Genomic DNA, 19,778 nt, shown 5'->3' with positions numbered 1-19,778 from the left:
CGAAGATCGCTTCGCCGGGTTTTCGCTCGTCTCGTTTCGTCCGCTCGACGACACGTTACTTGTGCACGGGCAGCCCCGTCTCGGCCTGCTTCTCGAGTTGCCGCACCTGCTCCTGCAGATCGCGCAACTGCAACTGCGCCGCCCGCTTCTCGACCTGCAGCGCCTGCGCCTGCTCCTGCGCCGATTTCTGCCGCTGCGCGACTTCGGCCTGCTGGCTGCGCGCGACGCTCAGATCGGCCTGCAACTGCTGCGCACGATTCGCCTGCAGCGCGATCACGCGTTCGAGAAATGCCTTCTGCGCCTGCAGCTCGGTCCGGCGGATCTCGATCTCGGCGAGCTGCGCCGTCTGCTGGACGAAGTTCGCGTACACCATCTCCGCGCGCGTCTTTTCCTGCGAACGAATCACGCGCCACAGGTTCTTGTCCTGGAACAGCGCGACGTAATACGTCATCTCGCGCGGATCGAACATCAGGCTCGCACCGTAGCTGCCGTTGTACGTCGTGCGCATCTCGACGATCCGGCCGTCGTGCAGCATCTGCGTCAGCTCGGCGACGTTGCCTTGCGCGGCGGCGTCCGTCGCGGCCGACGCCGCCGGCGCCGGCGCCGCGCTGCCGCTCAGGCTCGTGACCGCCGGACGCGTACCGGCGACGGGTGCGGTCGCGTCGGTGGACCAGGCCGTGCCCGCTTGCGCGCAGGCAGCCAGCGCAACGATCCACGTTGCGCATCGTGCAGGGGAGAAATTTCGGAAAGCCAACGTCAGACTCCGGCGAACGAATCGGGACTCGCGATTATCGTGCAAAACGAAACGGCCGCATCTCGAATTAATCGGGATGCGGCCGGCCTTCGTTCAGCACGGAAAATACGGCGTGCTACAGACGCGTTTCGCGCGCCGCGCGCAGGAACGCGTCGAGCAGCGGCGTGCAGTCGAGCAGTTCGGAACCGCCCGCGCGATGGAACTCCGGATGCCACTGCACGCCGACGACGAACGGCGAACGGCGATGGCGAATGCCTTCGATGATCCCGTCGCCGGCCGACACGGCCTCGATGTTCAGATCGCGGCCGAGATCGCGGATCGCCTGGTGGTGAATCGAGTTGACGATCGCTTCGCTGCGTCCCGGGAACATGCTCGCGAGCGTCGACGAATCGGGAAAGCGGATCGCGTGACGATGCTGGTCGTAATGCTCGCTCACGTGCGCGTGCGCGGTCGGCACGTCGGTCGCGATGTCCTGGTAAAGCGAGCCGCCGAACGCGACGTTGATCAGCTGGCAGCCGCGACATACGCCGAGCACGGGTTTGCCGGACTCGACGAATTCGTGCAGCAGTTCGAGCTCGTACATGTCGCGCACGCGATCGCCCGGCCATTCGGGACGCGCATCCGACGCCGCATAGGTTTGCGGCGACACGTCGGCGCCGCCTTGCAGCAGCAGGCCGTCGAGATGCTTCGCGTAATCGCGCAGGCGGATGTTGCTCGGATGGATCATGCCCTGATGGCCGACGGTCGGAATCATGAACACGAGCACGTCGCGCGACATCACCCAGTGGGCGATCGATTCCTCGAGATACTGCAGCGTCTTGCCGCGCAGCCCCTTCGCGCCCGGCTCCGGATGGAAGATCCGTGCCGACACGCCGATGCGCAGCGTGCGCTGCGTGATGCGCTGGCCGGCGCGATCGAACAGCCGCCGCGCGCGCGCCGCGACGATCCGGCCGAACACCGACCACGGCGTGTCGCTCTGCTTCAGATAGGCGGGCGGCGCATTCTGCGCGCTCGCGGGCGGCGGCCGCGGCGTGTCGAAATCGGGCGGCGCGCCGAATCCGGGCGGCGGTGCGCCTGGCTTCAGCGGCGCGGGCGCGGCCGCGCCATCGCCGACGGCGCCTGCCGCACCGGGCGCACCGGGTTCGGATGCAGCCGTGACGGGCGACGCGCCGTCATCGGCGACGTTCTCCGCGGCGGCCTGCGTGGCCGGCGCATCGGGCGTTTTCGCCGGATCGGGACGGGGGGAATCGGAAGAAGCGGAAGAGGTGCCGGGCAGACCGGCCGGGGAAGGCGTGTTTTCGCTCATGACGATAGTCTGATGCGTCGCTCGCGCGTAGGGATAGACGAGGATTCATTATGCTTCAGTGCACGATCGCGCGGCAAACCTGCAACATCCTGTCGATATTGTTGCAAGTCGGCGGCTACGCACGCCGCAGAACGGCGCCGTTCGCGCGTCGGCACCGATGGCCCGGCCTCGCCGGCGCTGGACACCACTGATATATCACAATAATATCCAGCGATCGTCCACGCTTCCCGAGCTCCGCGCCATGATCGCGCCCCTCCCGGCCGCCGCGCCGCAACCGGCATGAGTACCGTGACCGACCTCACCCGCGAGCGCGCCGCCGCGTCGCCGGCCAGCCTCGCCGACCGCGCGTACTCGCTGATCCAGCGCGACATCATCACGATGCGCCTGAAGCCGGGCGCCGCGCTGAACGAAGCCGACCTCGTCGCACGCACCGGAATCGGCCGCACGCCGGTGCACCAGGCCGTGCATCGGCTCGTGCTCGAAGGGCTGCTGTCCGTGATGCCGCGCAAGGGCCTGATGGTGCAGCCGCTGTCGCTCGACGACATCGTCGCGGTGATCGACGTGCGGCGCATCAACGAAGCGCACTGCGCCGAACTCGCCGCGCGCCATGCGACCCCCGACGATCTCGCGCGCCTGGCCGCGCTGCTCGACGACGGGCAGGCCTGCGTCGACACGCACGACGTCGAGGGCATGATGGAGCTCGACCGCACGTTTCATCAGATGATCGCCGCGGCCGCGCGCAATTCGGTGCTCGCCGACATCCTGCGCGCGCTGCACGAGCGCTCGCTGCGCTTCTGGTTCGTCACGCTGTCCGAACCGCACCATCTCGCCGACGTCCAGCACGAGCACCGCGCGCTGTTCGACCGGCTGTCCGCGCGCGACGCCGCCGGCGCGCGCGCGGCCGTCGAAAGCCATATCGATTCGTTCCGCTCCACGCTTGTCCAACATCTTCGCCCCTGAGCCGCCATGACCACTTTCACGCCGTTCCCCCCGCTCGCCCAGCTCGCCGCGGACCTCGCCGTCGGCCGGACCACGAGCCGCGCGCTCGTCGACACCGCGCTCGAGCGGATCGCCGATCCGTCGGGCCAGGGCGCCGTCGTCTTCACCGAAGTCGATGCCGACAACGCCCGCGCGGCCGCCGACGCGCACGACCGGCTGCGCGCCGCGGGCACCGTGCTATCGCCGCTCGCGGGCATTCCGGTGTCGGTCAAGGACCTGTTCGACGTCGCGGGCCAGGTCACGCGCGCGGGGTCGCGGGTGCTCGACGGCGCGCCGGCCGCGCACACCGACGCGGTCGCCGTCGCGCGGCTCAAGCGCGCGGGCGCGGTGCTGGTCGGCCGCACCAACATGAGCGAGTTCGCGTTCTCCGGTCTCGGGCTGAATCCGCACTTCGGCCACCCGCGCTCGCCGTATCACCGCGACGTGCCGGGCGATGCGCGGATTTCGGGCGGCTCGTCGTCGGGCGCGGCCGCGTCGGTCGCCGACGGGATGGCCGCCGTCGCGCTCGGCACCGATACCGGCGGCTCGATCCGCATTCCGGCCGCGCTGTGCGGACTGACGGGCTTCAAGCCGACCGCGAGCCGGATCCCGACGCAAGGCGGCGTGCCGCTGTCGACGACGCTCGACTCGTTCGGCCCGATCGGCCTGACGGTCGCGTGCTGCGCGCTGGTCGACCGGATGCTCGCGGGGCTCGAGCCGCACGTGCCGGCCGCGCGGCCGCTCGAAGGCGTACGGCTCGGCGTGTTGACGAACTACGTGACGGACGGCGTCGATGCCGACGTCGCGGCCGCGCTCGACACCGCGCTCAAGCATCTCGAAGCGGCCGGTGCGATCGTCACCGAAGTGCGCTTCCCCGCGCTCGACCGGCTGCCGGAGATCAACCGTTTCGGCTTCTCGCCGATCGAGGCGTACGCGTGGCACCGTCCGCTGCTCGCGAAGCATCGCGACCAGTACGACCCGCGCGTGCTGACGCGGATCCTGAAGGGCGAACCCGCGAGCGCGGCCGACTATCTCGACCTGCTGGCCGCGCGCGCCGCGATGCTCGACGAAGCCGCGCACACGGTCTGGTCGCGCTTCGATGCGCTCGTCGCGCCGACGGTGCCGGTCGTGCCGCCGCGCATCGCCGAACTCGAAACGGACGACGACGCGTTCACGCGCACCAACGCGCTGATCCTGCGCAACCCGAGCGCGTTCAACTTCCTCGATGCGTGCGGGCTGTCGCTGCCGTGCCATCCGCGCGACGCGGCGCCGGTCGGTCTGATGCTCGCGGCGGCGCCGCATCGCGACGACGCGCTGCTTGCGATCGGCCAGTCGGTCGAGGCCGTGCTGAACACGATCCGCTGACCGCGCCGGCCGATCGCAAGCCGATGGCGAGCCGATCGCCGGCGGCCCGCGCGCGGTGCGGCAGGCTGCCGCACGCGCGCTGTCAGTTTCGTGCCAGATCATTCGCGCTAAAATCGCGCGATTGTTTTCCGGACCGACCGACGAGGAATCCCGCCGACATGAACGACTACACGCTTGCCCTCCGCCGCGAACGCCGCCTGCTGATGCTGCTCGGATGGGTGTGCATCGCCCTGCTGGCCGGCGCGCTGTATCTGCAGTATGTGAAGAACGAAGACCCGTGCCCGCTGTGCATCATCCAGCGCTACTTCTTCTGCGCGATCGGGATCTTCGCGTTCCTGGCTGCCGGGATCCGCAACTGGCGCGGTGTCTGGGTGCTCGAACTGCTGATCGCGATCGCCGCGGCCGGCGGTGTCGGCACGGCCGCGCGGCACCTGTCGATCCAGATGAATCCGGGCTTCAGCTGCGGCTTCGACACGCTGCAGCCGATCGTCGACAGCCTGCCGCCCGCGCAGTGGTTCCCCGGCATGTTCAAGGTCGCCGGGCTGTGCGAGACCGTCTACCCGCCGATCCTGGGCATCCTGCTGCCCGGCTGGGCGCTGATCGGCTTCGCCGCGATCCTGATCGCGGTCGTCGCGAGCCTCTGGCGCCATCGCCGCAAGCTCGCGGGTTGACCCACCGGCCGCGGTGCCGGCCCATCGCATGCGCGGCCCGACCGAATGGGCCGCGCGCCGCCGGCGAGTCGTCACCCGGCTGCGGCCTGCGCCGGCCTTGCCCGGTCGCCGCGTATAAACACCTATCCCGCCGCCGCCCGGCGTTCCGGGCTCGCGCGCGTCGCGCGATCGCCGCGCCCCCGCCCCGCCACACATGCGTTTCGGCCCGATGTGCATGCATCGGTCCCCCGATTCCGCGCGGCGGGCCTATGATCGACATGATCGCCGCCTGATAGCCCGGATCACCGCCCGGCCATGTTCCCGCCGCGTGGCGGTGCTATCTTCGGGGCTGGATGGCGATCTACGTGCGCGAGGCCAGGCGGTCTCACCGCTGCCTGCGTAACGCGCGCCCGATCCGCAATGTCGACTGGATTCATCATGACAACGCAAACCATCCGCATCCGTCACCCTCATGGCGTCCGCGCGTCCGGCGACGCCGTTCGCGTACGCCGTCAGCCCGCGGCGGCCGCACGGCATCGGCCGTGCAGCCTGTCTGCCACGCTCCCGCCCGTTCTCGTTGCCGCCGCGCCCACCGGCCCGCGCCGCGCGTCGTGCCGCGTCGTCCCGAACGGAGCGTGCTGATGGAAGCCTGGCTCGGCGATCTGCAGCAACTGCTCGCGCACGGCGAAGCGGCCGTGCTCGTGACGGTCGCGCATACCGACGGCTCCGCGCCGCGCGAGGCCGGCACCAAGATGCTCGTCACGCGCGACACGGCCCGCCATACGATCGGCGGCGGTCATCTGGAATGGAAGGCGATCGAGATCGCGCGGCACCTGCTGAAGGACGGCGCGCACGTGCCGCACGCGCGCCGGCTCGAGCGGCTCGCGCTCGGCCCGAGCCTCGGCCAGTGCTGCGGCGGCGCCGTGGTGCTCGCGTTCGAGCGGCTCGACGTCGGCGACCTCGGCTGGATCATGTCGCTCGCGAAGCGCGTCGCGGCCGGCGCCGCGACCGTGCGTAGCGTATCATTCGGCCCCTCGCCGGGCGCGCCGCTGTTGAGCGAGCCCGAATCGGAAGCCGCGCGCGCCGACTGCCTGCTGTGGGAAACCGGCGGCGTATCGCTGATGACCGAAACGATCGCGCCGTATGCGTTCCCCGTCATGCTGTTCGGCGCGGGGCATATCGGCACCGCGCTCGTGAAGGTGCTGGCGACGCTGCCGTGCCAGGTGCGCTGGATCGACCGGCCCGATGCGGTGTTCCCGCCGGCCGACGCGCTCGCCGGCATCGGCAATCTCGCGATCGACGCGGCCGCTTCCCCGGCGGACGCGGTCGACGCGGCGCCGCCGCAGTCCTACTTCGTCGTGATGACGCATGACCACGCACTCGATTTCGTGCTGGCCGAGCGCATCCTGCGGCGCGGCGACTATGCGTACTTCGGGATGACCGGCTCGCATACGAAACGCACGCAGTTCGATCATCGCCTCGCCGCGATCGGCATCGCCCCGGCCGAGGTCGCGCGGATGCGCTGCCCGATCGGCGTCGAAGGCATCATCGACAAGGCGCCCGAAGTGATCGCGATCTCGGTGGCCGCGCAGTTGCTGCAGGCCGTCGAGGCGAATGCGTCCGCGCAGGCTTCCCCTACCTACTGACCGACCAAAAACGACGCCATGACCCCGACATTCAAGAACAAGATCGCCCGTGCGCCGAAAGCGGAGCTGCACATCCATATCGAAGGCTCGCTCGAGCCCGAACTGATTTTCGCGCTCGCGCAGCGCAACGGCGTGAAGCTCGCGTACGACTCGATCGACGCGCTGCGCGCCGCGTACGCGTTCACCGACCTGCAATCGTTCCTCGACATCTACTACGCCGGCGCGAGCGTGCTGCTCACCGAGCAGGATTTCTACGACATGACGGCCGCGTACTGCGAGCGCGCGCTCGCCGACAACGTCGTCCACACCGAACTGTTCTTCGACCCGCAGACGCACACCGAGCGCGGCGTGCCGATCGAGACGGTCGTCGCGGGCATCGAGCGCGCGCTCGCCGATGCCGAGCCCCGCGGGCTGTCGAGCAAATTGATCCTGTGCTTCCTGCGCCACCTGTCCGAAGAGGACGCGCTCGCGACGTTCGAATCCGCGTTGCCGCTGTTCGAGCGCTATCGCCATCGGCTGATCGGCGTGGGCCTCGATTCGTCCGAGCTCGGCCATCCGCCGACGAAGTTCGCCCGGGTGTTCGAGAAGGCGCGCGCGCTCGGGCTGAAGCTCGTCGCGCACGCGGGCGAGGAAGGCCCGCCCGCCTACATCTACGAAGCGCTCGACGTGCTGAAGGTCGACCGGATCGATCACGGCGTGCGCAGCATCGAGGATGCGGCGCTCGTCGAGCGGCTCGCGAAAACGCGCACGGCGCTCACCGTGTGCCCGCTGTCGAACCTGAAGCTGTGCGTGTTCGACGACATGGCGAAGCACACGCTGAAGGCGCTGCTCGACCGCGGCGTGGCGGTGACGATCAACTCCGACGATCCGGCCTATTTCGGCGGCTACGTCAACGAAAACTACTTCGCGACGGCCGAAGGGCTGCAACTGACGGATGCCGAAGTCCACGCGGTGATCCGCAACGGCTTCGAGGCGTCGTTCATCGAACCGGCGCAGCGCGACGCACTGTACGCGCGCCTCGACGCGTACTGGCAGGCCGCGTGACGGTCCGCATCGAGGCACGCTAGACAGATGAAACACGGCAACGGCATCCGCTTCGCGATTCCCCGTTCGGCCTTGCGCCGGGCCGGTTGCGTGCGTGCATGCGGCGCGATCGCGCGGTGCATCGCCGCCCGCCCACACCGGCCGTCGCGGCTTGCCGTGCCGGTCGCCGTCGTACCGGATGCCGCGGAATCGGTTGCGAACGCAACGGCTGCGAGGTGCGCCCGCAACCACTCGCGGGCGGCTTCGGCCGCCACGTTCGCCCGCGCCGTCGCCTGCGGCCGTGCCGCACATCACGTGCGGCCGCCGCTCGCGAAGCACCGTGCCGCCCCGTGCGGCGCCGATCGTTTTCTTCTGTTCGCCTTACCTTGATGCAGGACCCTTCGTCATGACGCAAACCGCTTTTCGTTCCCAACTGCTGACCTTCAACGGCGACCCGGCGCAATCGAGCCATGCCGCGAACTACGAGACCGACGGGCTCCTGATCGTCGACGACGGCAAGGTCGTCGCCGCCGGCCCGTATGCGTCGCTTGCCGCGACGCTCGCGCGCGATGCGGTGGTCCACGATCTGCGCGACAAGCTGATCGTGCCCGGCTTCATCGACACGCACATCCACTATCCGCAGACGGACATGATCGCGTCGCCGGCGCCCGGCCTGCTACCGTGGCTGGACAAGTACACGTTCCCGACCGAGCGCCAGTTCGGCGACCCCGAGCATGCGCGCGAAGTCGCCGACTTCTTCGTCGACGAACTGCTCGCATGCGGCACGACGAGCGCGCTCGTCTACTGCACGGTGCACAAGCAGTCGGCCGATGCGCTGTTCGCGGCGAGCGACGCGCGCGACCTGCGGATGATCGCGGGCAAGGTGCTGATGGACCGCAACTGCCCCGAATTCCTGCGCGACACCGCGCAGTCGGGCTATGACGACAGCGCCGAGCTGATCGGCCGCTGGCACGGCAACGGCCGCCAGATGTACGCGCTCACGCCGCGCTTCGCGCCGACGTCGACCGAGGCGCAGCTCGAGGCATGCGGCGAACTCGCGCGCCGCCATCCGGACGTGTTCGTGCAAAGCCACGTCGCGGAAAACGTCGACGAGGTGAAATGGGTGGCCGAGCTGTTCCCCGGCCACCGCAGCTATCTCGACATCTACGACCGCTACGGGCTGCTGCGGCCGCGCGCGGTGTACGGCCACTGCATTCATCTCGACGACGAGGATCGCCGCCGGATGGCCGAGACGCGCACCGTCGTCGCGCACTGCCCGACGTCGAACTTCTTCCTCGGCAGCGGGCTGTTCGATTTCGACAAGGCCGGCGAATACGACGTGCCCGTCACGCTCGCGACCGACGTCGGCGGCGGCACGTCGTTCTCGATGCTGCAGACGATGAACGAGGCGCACAAGGTCGCGCGGCTGTCGGGCCATCACCTGAGCGCCACGCGGATGTTCTGGCTCGCGACGGCCGGCGCCGCGCAGGCGCTCGACCTCGCCGACACGGTCGGCACGCTCAAGCCCCGCACCGAGGCCGACTTCGTCGTGCTCGATCCGCGGGCGACGCCGCTGCTCGCGCGCCGCACGCAGCGCGCGGATTCGCTCGAGGAACTGCTGTTCGCGTTCGCGCTGCTCGGCGACGACCGCGCGGTGTACCGCACCTATGCAGCCGGCGCACTCGTGCACCAACGCGGCGCCGCGCGCCCCCCGGCCGCCGCGTAACGCCCCGCGAGGCCCCGTTCCGGCATGCGCGGCAGCCTCGCCGTCGTGCATGCGCCGGACATCGAAGCCGCTCCAGCGCGCCGCACGGCGGCCCTGGCCGCTTTCCCGCGCGCGATGCACCGTGCTAGAATTCGCCGCTCATTGGGGAGTAGCCGCTCCGCTCGATGTCCCGCGCTCGCGGCGCGCATCGTGACGGAGGCGTCCGTCAACAGACTTGGCCGTTCGGCCATGGCGGACGCAGCCACGTTGGCCTGGCGAGACCGATGGTTCACTGCGCGCCGCATCAGGGCCCGGCGCGCGGTGGATCGTCGCTCGCACGCACAACAACGGCCCGTGGAACCCCATTCGTGTCTCAAGCCTTCCTGATCTCCACCGGCGCCGTCGCCCTCGCTGAAATCGGCGACAAGACCCAACTGCTTTCCCTCGTTCTGGCCGCGCGCTATCGCAAGCCGGTGCCGATCATTCTCGGCGTGCTCGTCGCGACGCTCGTCAACCACGGTTTTGCCGGCGCGCTCGGCGAATGGCTGGGCGTGCTCGTCACGCCGTCGATCATGCGCTGGGCGCTCGCGTTCTCGTTCATCGCGATGGGGCTGTGGATTCTCGTGCCGGACAAGCTCGACGAGAACGAAGCCAATACGACGCGCTCGCGGCTCGGCGTGTTCGGCACGACGCTCGTCGCGTTCTTCCTCGCGGAGATGGGCGACAAGACGCAAATCGCGACCGTCGCGCTGGCCGCCCGCTTCCAGGATTACATCGGCGTGGTGGCCGGCACGACGTTCGGGATGATGCTCGCGAACGTGCCGGCGATCCTGCTCGGCGACCGCTTCGCGCACCGTCTGCCGACGAAGCTCGTGCACGGGATCGCGGCCGTGCTGTTCGTCGCGCTCGGCGCGCTGGCGCTGCTGGGTGTCGGAGTCTGACGGAAACGAAACTGACGGCGCGGCCGGGCGGCCGCGCCAGGGTGGAATGCCGCGTTACTTCGCGACGGCTGCGCCCGACGCGGGCGCCGCCGGCACCGCGCGCTCGTTGGCGGCCGGCGCCGCCGGCCCGCCGCGCTTGTCGACTGGCAGCCGGACCGTGCGGACCGCGCCGTTCGACAACGGGAAATCGGCGAGCGCGCTGCGCGCGAGGAACGGCATCGCGTACAGCAGCGTGCCGTTGTCGCCGGTCGTGCGCGCGGACACGTTGTAGACCTCCTTGCCCGTCGCGCGCTCGGTGATGCGGATGCCGAGCACGTAGTCGAACACCTGGTACGTCTGTGCGACATAGCCGGCCGGCATCGGCCCCCAGGGACCCCACGGGCCCCAGGGACTCCACGGCCCGCCTCGCCAGTACGGCCCCGGCCCCATGAACCAGGGGTCATAGTAGACCGGTTGCGGCACCGTCACGAGATCGCTGCCGACCGAATAGGTCAGCCCGACCAGATAGCGGGCCTGCGACTGCGGCACCTGCCGGAACGCATACGCGGACAGCTCGTTCGCGACGATCGGCTCGTAGGTCGACTGCTCGATGCTGTTTTTCTGCGCGTCCGTGCGCGTGAACGCATAGGTGCGGGTCGCGTCGCTGCCGCTCCAGTCGGAGAAGGCCGTGACGTGGGTGGTCACGTAGCTGGTGCAGCCCGTCAGCAGCGCGACGCACAGCGCCGCCGCCCAGCCCGCACCGCGAAAAATCCATTCGCGTTTCATGTTGATCCTCGTCGATCCGTCACCCGTTCGTCGCACCGCGCGAAGCACAACGGGATGCCGATAATACGCGGACTCCCGGAAGCGGTAAAAAGTTCGCCCGGCACGCCGCCGCAAGCCTTTGTACAATGGCCCGGTTCGCCTGGCCCGCGCGACGGGCCCGTCCCCCACTCCACCCGATCTCGACGACCATGTCCGACAACGCCTCCTCCACCGTGATCCGCCGCGCCGACTACACGCCGCCGGCCTTCCTCATCGACTCCGTCGCACTCGAATTCGATCTCGCGCCGGCCCGCACGATCGTCAGGAACACGATGCGCGTGCGCCGCAATCCGGATGCCGCGCCCACCCCGCACCTGGAGCTGATGGGCGAGGCGCTCGACTTCCTCGGCGCGCGGCTCGACGGCGCGCCGTACGGCGCGGTGCGCGCGCACGAACACGGCCTGACGGTCGAGAACGTGCCCGACGCGTTCGAGCTGACGCTCGAAAGCGCGTGCGCGCCCGACCAGAACACGACGCTGTCGGGCCTCTACGTGTCGAGCGGCAACTTCTTCACGCAGTGCGAGGCCGAGGGCTTTCGCCGCATCACCTACTTCCTCGACCGCCCCGACGTGATGGCGTCGTACACGGTCACGCTGCGCGCCGACAAGGCCGCGTACCCGGTGCTGCTGTCGAACGGCAACCTCGTCGATTCGGGCGACCTGCCCGACGGCCGCCACTTCGCGAAGTGGGAAGACCCGTTCCGCAAGCCGAGCTACCTGTTCGCGCTGGTCGCGGGCAAGCTCGTCGCGATCGAGGAGAAAATCACGACCGGCTCCGGCAAGGAAAAACTGCTGCAGGTATGGGTCGAACCGGCCGATCTCGACAAGACGCGTCACGCGATGGATTCGCTGATCCATTCGATCCGCTGGGACGAAAAACGCTTCGGCCTCGAGCTCGATCTCGACCGCTTCATGATCGTCGCGGTCGGCGACTTCAACATGGGCGCGATGGAGAACAAGGGGCTCAACATCTTCAACACGAAGTACGTGCTCGCGAACCCCGAGACCGCGACCGACACCGATTTCGCGAACATCGAGTCGGTGGTCGGCCACGAGTACTTCCACAACTGGACCGGCAACCGCGTGACCTGCCGCGACTGGTTCCAGCTGAGCCTGAAGGAAGGGCTGACGGTATTCCGCGACCAGGAATTCTCGGCCGACATGGCCGCCGGCGACGACGTCGAATCGGCGGCCCGCGCGGTCAAGCGCATCGAGGACGTGCGCGTGCTGCGCCAGTTGCAGTTCGCCGAGGATGCCGGCCCGATGGCGCACCCGGTGCGCCCGGAGAGCTACGTCGAGATCAACAACTTCTACACGATGACCGTCTACGAGAAAGGCTCGGAAGTCGTGCGGATGTACCAGACGCTGTTCGGCCGCGACGGCTTCCGCAAGGGGATGGATCTCTACTTCAAGCGCCACGACGGCCACGCGGTGACCTGCGACGACTTCCGTCACGCGATGGCCGACGCGAACGGGCGCGACCTCGCGCAGTTCGAGCGCTGGTACAGCCAGGCCGGCACGCCGCGCGTATCGGTGCGCACCGCGTACGACGCGCCCGCGCGCCGCTATACGGTCACCCTCGCGCAAGGCTACGGCGACGCGTCGCCGGCCGCGCGCGAAACGCAGCAAGGGCCGCTGCTGATCCCGTTCGCGATCGGCCTGATCGGCCGCGACGGCCGCGACCTGCCGCTGCGTCTGGACGGCGAAGCCGCCGCATCGGGCACGACGCGCGTGCTCGAGTTCACCGACACCGAGCAGACCTTCACGTTCGTCGACGTGCCGGAAGCGCCGCTGCCGTCGCTGCTGCGCAACTTCTCGTCGCCGGTGATCGTCGAGTACGACTACAGCGACGACGATCTCGCGTTCCTGCTCGCGCACGACAGCGATCCGTTCAACCGCTGGGAAGCCGGCCAGCGCCTCGCGACGCGCGCGCTGCTGACGCTCGCCGCCCGTGCCGCCGCCGACGCGCCGCTCGCGCTCGGCGAGAACTTCGTCGCCGCGTTCCGCCGCGTGCTGACCGACGAAAGCCTGTCGCCGGCGTTCCGCGAACTCGCGCTGACGCTGCCGTCGGAAACCTACCTCGCCGACCAGATGGCCGAGGCCGACCCGGCCGCCGTGCATCGCGCGCGCCAGTTCGTGCGCCGCCAGCTCGCGACCGCGCTGCGCGCCGAGTGGCTCGCCGCGTACGAGCAGCACCAGACGCCCGGCGCCTACGAGCCGACGCCGGAAGCGTCGGGCCGCCGCGCGCTGAAGAACCTCGCGCTCGCATATCTCGCCGAACTCGACGATCCGGCCGATGCCGTACGCGTCGCCACGGCCCAATACGACGCGGCGAACAACATGACCGATCGCGCGGCGGCGCTCGGCGCGCTGCTGTCCGCGGCCGCCGCAGGCGCGAACGGGCCGGCCGAGCATGCGCTCGACGACTTCTACCGTCGTTTCGAGAAGGAAGCGCTCGTGATCGACAAGTGGTTCGCGATGCAGGCAGCGCAACGCGGTACGCCCGCGCAGCCGACGCTCGCGAAGGTGCGCAAGCTGCTCGCGCACCCCGCGTTCAATCTGAAGAACCCGAACCGCGCGCGCTCGCTGATCTTCAGCTTCTGCGCGGCCCACCCCGCGCAATTCCACGCGGCAGACGGTTCGGGCTACGCGTTCTGGGCCGAACAGGTGCTCGCGCTCGACGCGATCAACCCGCAGGTCGCGGCGCGCCTCGCGCGCTCGCTCGAACTGTGGCGCCGCTTCACGCCGGCGCTGCGCGACCGGATGCGCGAAGCGCTCGAACAGGTCGCCGCCGGCGCGAAATCGCGCGACGTGCGCGAGATCGTCGAGAAGGCGCTCGCGTAAGTGGCGCGATCGTCCCGTGCGTCCGCGCAATCGAGCCGGCGCCGCCTCACGCGGCGCCGGCTTTTTTATGGCACGCGCGCGGCCGAAACCGCGCGCACGGGGGTCGGACCGCTCGGCCTGTCTCCGCGGTGATGCATGCCCCGCCCCGTCATCGCCGCCCGATACCGGGCCGATTCGGCGCCCCGCCCATGTAACCGGACGAAAAAAGCCGGCGGCAGCGGAGGCGCGACGGGTAAAATTGCGGCCATTCAAGGATTCTTTGGCCTTTCGGAGTCTGTCATGTCCATTGCCCGCCGCACCACGCTGTCGAAGTTCCTGATCGAACAGCAACGTGAGACCAACAACCTCCCCGCCGACCTGCGCCTGTTGATCGAAGTCGTCGCTCGCGCGTGCAAGGCGATCAGCTACAACGTGTCGAAGGGCGCGCTCGGCGAAGCGCTCGGCACCGCCGGCAGCGAGAACGTCCAGGGCGAAGTGCAGAAGAAGCTCGACATCCTGTCGAACGAAATCCTGCTCGACGCGAACGAATGGGGCGGCAACCTCGCCGCAATGGCGTCGGAAGAAATGGAGACGTTCTTCCCGATTCCGGCGAACTACCCGCGCGGCGAATACCTGCTCGTATTCGATCCGCTCGACGGCTCGTCGAACATCGACGTCAACGTGTCGATCGGCACGATCTTCTCGGTGCTGCGCTGCCCGGACGGCAAGCAGGCGACCGAGGAATCGTTCCTGCAGCCCGGCACCGAGCAGGTCGCGGCCGGCTATGCGGTGTACGGCCCGCAGACGGTGTTCGTGCTGACGACCGGCAACGGCGTGAACTGCTTCACGCTCGACCGCGAAGTCGGCTCGTGGGTGCTCACGCAGAGCAACATGCAGATCCCGGCCGACACGCGCGAATACGCGATCAACGCATCGAACGCACGCCACTGGTACGACCCGGTCAAGCGCTACGTCGACGAGCTGAACGCCGGCAAGGACGGCCCGCGCGGCGACAACTTCAACATGCGCTGGATCGCGTCGATGGTGGCCGACGTGCACCGCATCCTGAACCGCGGCGGCATCTTCATGTATCCGGCCGACAAGCGCACGCCCGATCGTCCGGGCAAGCTGCGCCTGATGTACGAGGCGAACCCGATGTCGTTCATCGTCGAACAGGCGGGCGGCGCCGCGACGACCGGCACGCAGCGGATCATGGAAGTGCAGCCGACCGGCCTGCACCAGCGCGTGCCCGTGTTCCTCGGTTCGAAGAACGAAGTCGAGCGCGTGACCGGCTATCACGACGAAGCCAAATAATTGCACTGCAGCACTGGACGGAGGGGCGAGACATCAGTACAATCGCGCCTTCGCGATGTGGCCCCAACGGGTCGCGTCGCAGTGAAGTGAAAGCGGAAAGTCCGCCGGATCGCGGGTTTCGCGAAGCAGCCGCAGTAAGCTGAAAAAAATTTCGCAAAACCTATTGCCAAGATCGCGGATTTCACCATATAATTTCATTTCTCTGCTGCCGGTGTAGCTCAGTTGGTAGAGCAGCGCATTCGTAATGCGAAGGTCGTAGGTTCGACTCCTATCTCCGGCACCAAGACATAAAGGTCTGACAAGCATCGCTTGTCAGACCTTTTCTCTTTTCCGGCGTCGAAATCCTGAAGTCGTGCGACGGCGCGCATGACCGATCACGCCGTGTACGATCTTCGCGTACGGATCGGCAATCGCCCGCGCAAGCTGTCCGGCGCCAATCGTCGCGGCGGCGGTTATCTGCGCAACATCCGCTCGACATTTCCACGCACTCGACGCATCGTCCGAAGCCAATCCATCAGGATACCGAATGAAGGTGGACGTCGGATACGGGACGCGCTCCCCTAATCGGTGCCACACGATGCCCCGCATCAGCGACGCGATGCGCCGCCTTCCCCGCCCGTTTCGCACAGCTGTCGATCGAAGCGATTCGCGATGCCGCGACTATCGGGACGCCTGATCGCCAATGCAGTAGACGGCCTGCCCCGAGGCCACGTTGCCAGCGACAACGCTCGAGCGACGACGTGCCCGACGGACGACTTCAGCGATAGCCAATCCTTACAGGCTCATTTCGCCATGCGTCGAGCGCGCACGGAACATGCACTGAGCAGACGAATCCCCTGGAAAATCTGCTTAAGGGTGCATAACATTACTTAACGATCCTGACCCGTCTATCGCGTTACATTGCGTGGGCGGCGCGACGGTCGCATGCCGCTACCCACCAGCTTGCGGCGTGCAACGGCCGGTGCCCGGTCATTTCGACTCAACCCAAGGAGAGGACCACCATGACTCATGGCTTGATTATGTGGCTCATCATCGGCGCGATCGCCGGCTGGCTCGCCGGCTTGCTCGTGAAGGGCGGCGGCTTCGGGCTGATCGTCGACATCATCGTCGGGATCGTCGGCGCGGTGATCGGCGGCTGGCTTGCCGGGCTGCTCGGCATCAGCATCGGCAGCGGCTTCATCGGCTCGGTGATCGTCGCGGTCATCGGCGCGGTGATTCTGTTGTTCGTGATCCGGCTGTTCAGACGCGCGGCCTGACGTTTCTCTCCACGCGCCTTCGGGCGCGTTTTAGCATCGGGCCGGCGCGCGGCGCGTTCGCCGCGCGCGGCCGACCCCGTCAAACCCTTCGCGTGCCGCAACCCGCCGTCGAGCACGTCGGCCGTCAGCAATCCACTGCGCGCTTCACGCACGCCATCTCGCCCGATCCGCACGGCCCGCGCCGTTCGGCACGCCGGACGCCTCGTGCCCGCCGGCGGCCGACGGCGCCGCAAGCCACCGCGCGTAGCCTCCCGCGTGCGATTTCACAGCGACCATTTCAGTTCTCCATAGAAAGTACGCCCCGGATACGGGTGGAACACGTAATAGCGGCGGTCCGTCAGGTTGTCGATGCCGGCCGACGCGGTCCAGTGACGATCGAAGCGGTAGCGCGCCTTCAGATCGACGACCGTGAACGAACTCGTGCCGCCGTAGACGTCCGGATTCACGTCGCTGTTGTCGAGCGTGTTGAACTGGCGGCCCGAGTAGCGCACGCCGACGCTCGCGAGCCAGTGCTCGTCGAAGCGATACGACGCAAGCAGGTTCGCGCGCATGCGCGGAATGCGCGGGAAACACGAACCGACATAGGCCGGATTGGCGGCATCGGCGAGGATCTGCGCGTTGCTCGCCGATACGTTCGCGTCGACGTCGAGCCCGCGCAGCCCGACGTTTTCGCCGCTGAACGCGAGTTCGACGCCGCGCACCCGCACGCGATCGACGTTCGAGATGTTGGTGACGGTGGTCGCGCCCGACACCGTCGTCTGGCTGTAGATCGAATCGCGCAGGTCGCTCTGGAACACGCTCGCGCGCATGACACCGACGCCCACGTCGCGTTCGGCCGTGAAGTCCCAGTCGATCGCCTTTTCCGGGCGCAGGTTCGCGTTGTTGTTGACGATCGCGTTGTTCGAGATCGTGCCCTGGAACAGTTCGCCGACCGTCGGGAACCGCGTGCCGGTCGCGAACGACAGCCGGAAGCGCCAGACCTGCGTCGCATCCCACTGCAGCGCGACTTTCGGCGACAGCGCATTCGCGCCGCGGTCCGCGTAGCCGAGCGTGCCGTTCGCATTGCCGAGCGCGCCGCCGTACGCGTCCCAGCGCTCGTAGCGCAGCCCGAGCGTCGCAAGCCAGCCCGGCGCGAAGCGCCACGCGTCCTGGCCGAACAGCGCCTGCGTGCGCGTGTCGCCGCGATAGACGCTCGCGAGCGACGTGGTCGGCCCGGCCAGCCAGTCGGCCGTGTTGTACGTGACGTTGCGCAGGAAGTAGTTGTCGTAGTGATAGCCGAACGTGAACGTATGGCCCTTCACTGCCGGCGCCTCGGCCTTCAGGTCGAGCGTGCGCCAGCCGGTGCCGTCGCCCTGGAACAACGTGCCCGCCCCGCCCTGCACGGTCGAGGCCGCGCGCAGCACATCGCGCGACACGTCGTACGCGGACACCACGCCCGACAGCCGCCAGCCGGAATCGAGCCGGCCGTTCAGCCCGAGCGCATACAGCCAGTTCTCCTGGTCGCCGCGCTGCGGCGCGAATGCGCTCGGCGCGACCGTCATGTTCTGGCCGCCGATCGACACGTTGCCGCCGTAGACCGGAGTGCCGGCCGCCGGATTGCCCGTCGCATCGCGCAGGAAGGTCTCGCCGTGCTGCCGGTAATGGTTCTCCCAATGCCCGAGCGTCAGCGTCGCGTCGACATGATCCGCGAACGCATAGCCGATCCGGACCGTCTCGTTGAGCTGCTCGGTCCGCTCGATCGTCTGCGCGCCGACGATCGTCCGCGGCTTGCCGTTGGGTCCGATGTCGGTCGCGGCGCCCGTCACGGGAACGGCGGCGCCCAGTTTCGGGTTGTAGGCCGAATTGGGGCTCGCGTACTGCATCGGCTGGCCGTCGTTCTCCAGCCGGTCGAGCGACAGCGCGAACCAGAACCGGCCGACGCGGTTCGCGATCCGCGCGGTCTGGTGATTGCCGCCGAAGCTGTCCGCGAACCCGTAGCCGTCGCGGTAGCGCTGCGTGAAGAACTGCGTCGACAGCGACGCCTCGAGCTGTTCGGGGCGCCGCGTAGTGAGCAGCACGGTCGAGCCGATCGAATTGCCCGGATACACCGCGGAAAAGGGGCCATAGAGCACGTCGACGCGCGCGATGTCGTCGGGTGGAATCAGCGACCAGCGCGGCGGGTACGCATAACTCGACCCGAGCAGGTTCGACAGCAGCACGCCGTCCGCATAGACGAGCCCGCGCGCGCTCTGCAGTTCGTTGAAGTCGCGGCCCGCGAATACGCTGTTGCGGTCGCCGATGTAGCGCTTGCGGACCATCAGGTTCGGCGCGTACTTCAGCGCGTCCTCGGTCGTGACGTTGGTGTGCGCATCGATCTGCTCGCGCGTGATCGACGCGACGACGGCCGGTGTATCCGGATCGACCGGTTGCCGCTGCGCGGTCACGCTGACGGCGGTCAACGTATCGCCGACCGTCGCGGCCGCTGCAGCGACACCGACGGCCGCCGGCGCCGCGGCGGCGGCGGAACGATCGATGCCACCGCTGCGAGCCGCGTCGGCGCGAGCATCGTCGGTCGAAGCCGCTTGGGCGGCCGGCCATGCGAAAGCGGCCGCGCATGCGAGCGCGAGCCGGCCGCGCGACGACCGCGCGGCAAGGGTAGACGACATGAGTGGTTTCCTGAAAACGTGATCGGACGCCGCCGGGTACGGGGCGCGAACCGCGCACGCACGGCACGACGCGCGGGCCGAGGCCGCGGGCGGCTCGCGCGCCACCGGGACGCGCGAAGGACATCAATCAGACCGGAACGTTTTCAGGCGGGGCGCGCGGCTGCGCGAGACGGATGCCCTTGCGGGGCACATCGGGAACGACCGGGGCGGCCACCCGATACGCGAACGTGCGCACGAAGCCCGGCATCGCGGGCAGGCTCGTGCCCAGCGCGACGTTCGCCGCGAAGCCGGGGCAGTACACGCAATGCGGGACGCCGGCATGGTCGAACGACGACGTGTCGCGGTCGTCGCCCGCTTGCGCGAGCACGACCTGACGCGCGCCCGCTGCACTGCACAACTCGAGCGTGAGCGCGCCGGAACCGCTCGACGCAAGACGCGCGTAGCCGACGACAGACGACAGTACGTTCAGTACCAGCGCCAGCCATACGAGGCCGATCCATCGCGTCGTTCGTCTCATCTCGGTCCAGGAAAAAGTGCGCGCAAGTATAGCAAGCGGCCCGATTGTCGCC

Annotated in this window: 16 protein-coding genes, 1 tRNA gene, 1 pseudogene and 1 riboswitch; of the genes and pseudogenes, 12 read left to right on the top strand and 6 right to left on the bottom strand. The window is 68.6% G+C overall.

The features are described from left to right. Positions 1–55: 55 nt before the first annotated feature. Both HWX55_RS26865 and HWX55_RS26860 read right to left on the bottom strand, forming a co-directional pair. The gene (locus HWX55_RS26865; RefSeq protein ID WP_175977912.1) at positions 56–754 is read right to left on the bottom strand and encodes a DUF2968 domain-containing protein; all 699 of its coding nucleotides are present in this window, start codon (positions 752–754) and stop codon (positions 56–58) included. A 115-nt stretch (positions 755–869) separates the two neighbouring features. Then, positions 870–2,060 carry a type 1 glutamine amidotransferase gene (locus tag HWX55_RS26860; RefSeq protein WP_175977911.1) on the bottom strand — a complete coding sequence of 397 codons (1,191 nt, stop codon included), beginning with the start codon at positions 2,058–2,060 and terminating at the stop codon, positions 870–872. 279 nt (positions 2,061–2,339) lie between these two features. Between HWX55_RS26860 and HWX55_RS26855 the strand changes: the two genes are divergently transcribed. The 8 genes from HWX55_RS26855 to HWX55_RS26820 all read left to right on the top strand — a co-directional run bounded on the left by HWX55_RS26855 (position 2,340) and on the right by HWX55_RS26820 (position 10,368). Continuing rightward, on the top strand, positions 2,340–3,020 hold the full coding sequence (locus tag HWX55_RS26855; RefSeq protein WP_175977910.1) for a GntR family transcriptional regulator: 681 nt from the start codon (positions 2,340–2,342) through the stop codon (positions 3,018–3,020). A 6-nt stretch (positions 3,021–3,026) separates the two neighbouring features. Beyond that, positions 3,027–4,403, top strand: coding sequence for an amidase (locus HWX55_RS26850; protein WP_175977909.1), 1,377 nt, complete (start codon positions 3,027–3,029; stop codon positions 4,401–4,403). 158 nt (positions 4,404–4,561) lie between these two features. Further along, complete coding sequence (locus tag HWX55_RS26845; protein ID WP_050011565.1) at positions 4,562–5,074, top strand: disulfide bond formation protein B; 513 nt, start codon at positions 4,562–4,564, stop codon at positions 5,072–5,074. A 620-nt stretch (positions 5,075–5,694) separates the two neighbouring features. Beyond that, entirely contained in the window at positions 5,695–6,699 is a 1,005-nt protein-coding gene (gene xdhC / locus HWX55_RS26840; RefSeq protein WP_175977908.1) for a xanthine dehydrogenase accessory protein XdhC, read from the top strand. A gap of 18 nt (positions 6,700–6,717) precedes the next feature. Then, complete coding sequence (locus tag HWX55_RS26835) at positions 6,718–7,743, top strand: adenosine deaminase (protein ID WP_089488252.1); 1,026 nt, start codon at positions 6,718–6,720, stop codon at positions 7,741–7,743. Between the two features lie 27 nt (positions 7,744–7,770). After that, complete coding sequence (locus HWX55_RS26830) at positions 7,771–8,112, top strand: hypothetical protein (RefSeq protein ID WP_244140647.1); 342 nt, start codon at positions 7,771–7,773, stop codon at positions 8,110–8,112. A gap of 16 nt (positions 8,113–8,128) precedes the next feature. Next, positions 8,129–9,448: a guanine deaminase gene (gene guaD / locus HWX55_RS26825; protein ID WP_175977907.1), complete on the top strand. Its 1,320-nt coding sequence runs from the start codon at positions 8,129–8,131 to the stop codon at positions 9,446–9,448. A 131-nt stretch (positions 9,449–9,579) separates the two neighbouring features. Then, a riboswitch (yybP-ykoY riboswitch) is annotated at positions 9,580–9,717 on the top strand. A gap of 78 nt (positions 9,718–9,795) precedes the next feature. Then, positions 9,796–10,368, top strand: coding sequence for a TMEM165/GDT1 family protein (locus tag HWX55_RS26820; protein WP_175977906.1), 573 nt, complete (start codon positions 9,796–9,798; stop codon positions 10,366–10,368). A 54-nt stretch (positions 10,369–10,422) separates the two neighbouring features. On the opposite strand, the gene HWX55_RS26815 is transcribed toward HWX55_RS26820, so the two are convergent. After that, complete coding sequence (locus HWX55_RS26815) at positions 10,423–11,133, bottom strand: DUF4136 domain-containing protein (protein WP_175977905.1); 711 nt, start codon at positions 11,131–11,133, stop codon at positions 10,423–10,425. Between the two features lie 188 nt (positions 11,134–11,321). Between HWX55_RS26815 and pepN the strand changes: the two genes are divergently transcribed. The 4 genes from pepN (at position 11,322) to HWX55_RS26795 (ending at position 16,564) form a co-directional block, all read left to right on the top strand. Then, the gene (gene pepN, locus HWX55_RS26810) at positions 11,322–14,015 is read left to right on the top strand and encodes an aminopeptidase N (protein WP_175977904.1); all 2,694 of its coding nucleotides are present in this window, start codon (positions 11,322–11,324) and stop codon (positions 14,013–14,015) included. A 279-nt stretch (positions 14,016–14,294) separates the two neighbouring features. Further along, entirely contained in the window at positions 14,295–15,308 is a 1,014-nt protein-coding gene (locus HWX55_RS26805; RefSeq protein ID WP_050011574.1) for a class 1 fructose-bisphosphatase, read from the top strand. 207 nt (positions 15,309–15,515) lie between these two features. Next, positions 15,516–15,591, top strand: a tRNA-Thr gene (locus tag HWX55_RS26800). A gap of 718 nt (positions 15,592–16,309) precedes the next feature. Further along, positions 16,310–16,564: a GlsB/YeaQ/YmgE family stress response membrane protein gene (locus HWX55_RS26795; RefSeq protein ID WP_006476609.1), complete on the top strand. Its 255-nt coding sequence runs from the start codon at positions 16,310–16,312 to the stop codon at positions 16,562–16,564. Positions 16,565–16,653: 89 nt separating this feature from the next. Here the strand turns inward: HWX55_RS26795 and HWX55_RS36205 are convergent. The 3 genes and pseudogenes from HWX55_RS36205 to HWX55_RS26785 all read right to left on the bottom strand — a co-directional run. Continuing rightward, a pseudogene (locus HWX55_RS36205) lies at positions 16,654–16,743 on the bottom strand (TlpA family protein disulfide reductase); the annotation flags it as partial. 84 nt (positions 16,744–16,827) lie between these two features. Further along, entirely contained in the window at positions 16,828–19,209 is a 2,382-nt protein-coding gene (locus HWX55_RS26790; protein WP_175977903.1) for a TonB-dependent receptor, read from the bottom strand. A 127-nt stretch (positions 19,210–19,336) separates the two neighbouring features. Then, complete coding sequence (locus tag HWX55_RS26785; protein WP_175977902.1) at positions 19,337–19,726, bottom strand: DUF2946 domain-containing protein; 390 nt, start codon at positions 19,724–19,726, stop codon at positions 19,337–19,339. Positions 19,727–19,778 lie beyond the last annotated feature (52 nt).

It is taken from the genome of Burkholderia sp. BCC1047 (genome assembly GCF_902833155.1).
GTDB lineage: Bacteria > Pseudomonadota > Gammaproteobacteria > Burkholderiales > Burkholderiaceae > Burkholderia > Burkholderia sola.
Note: the sequence above shows the minus strand (reverse complement) of the source record. Positions and strands in the feature narration are given on the sequence as shown.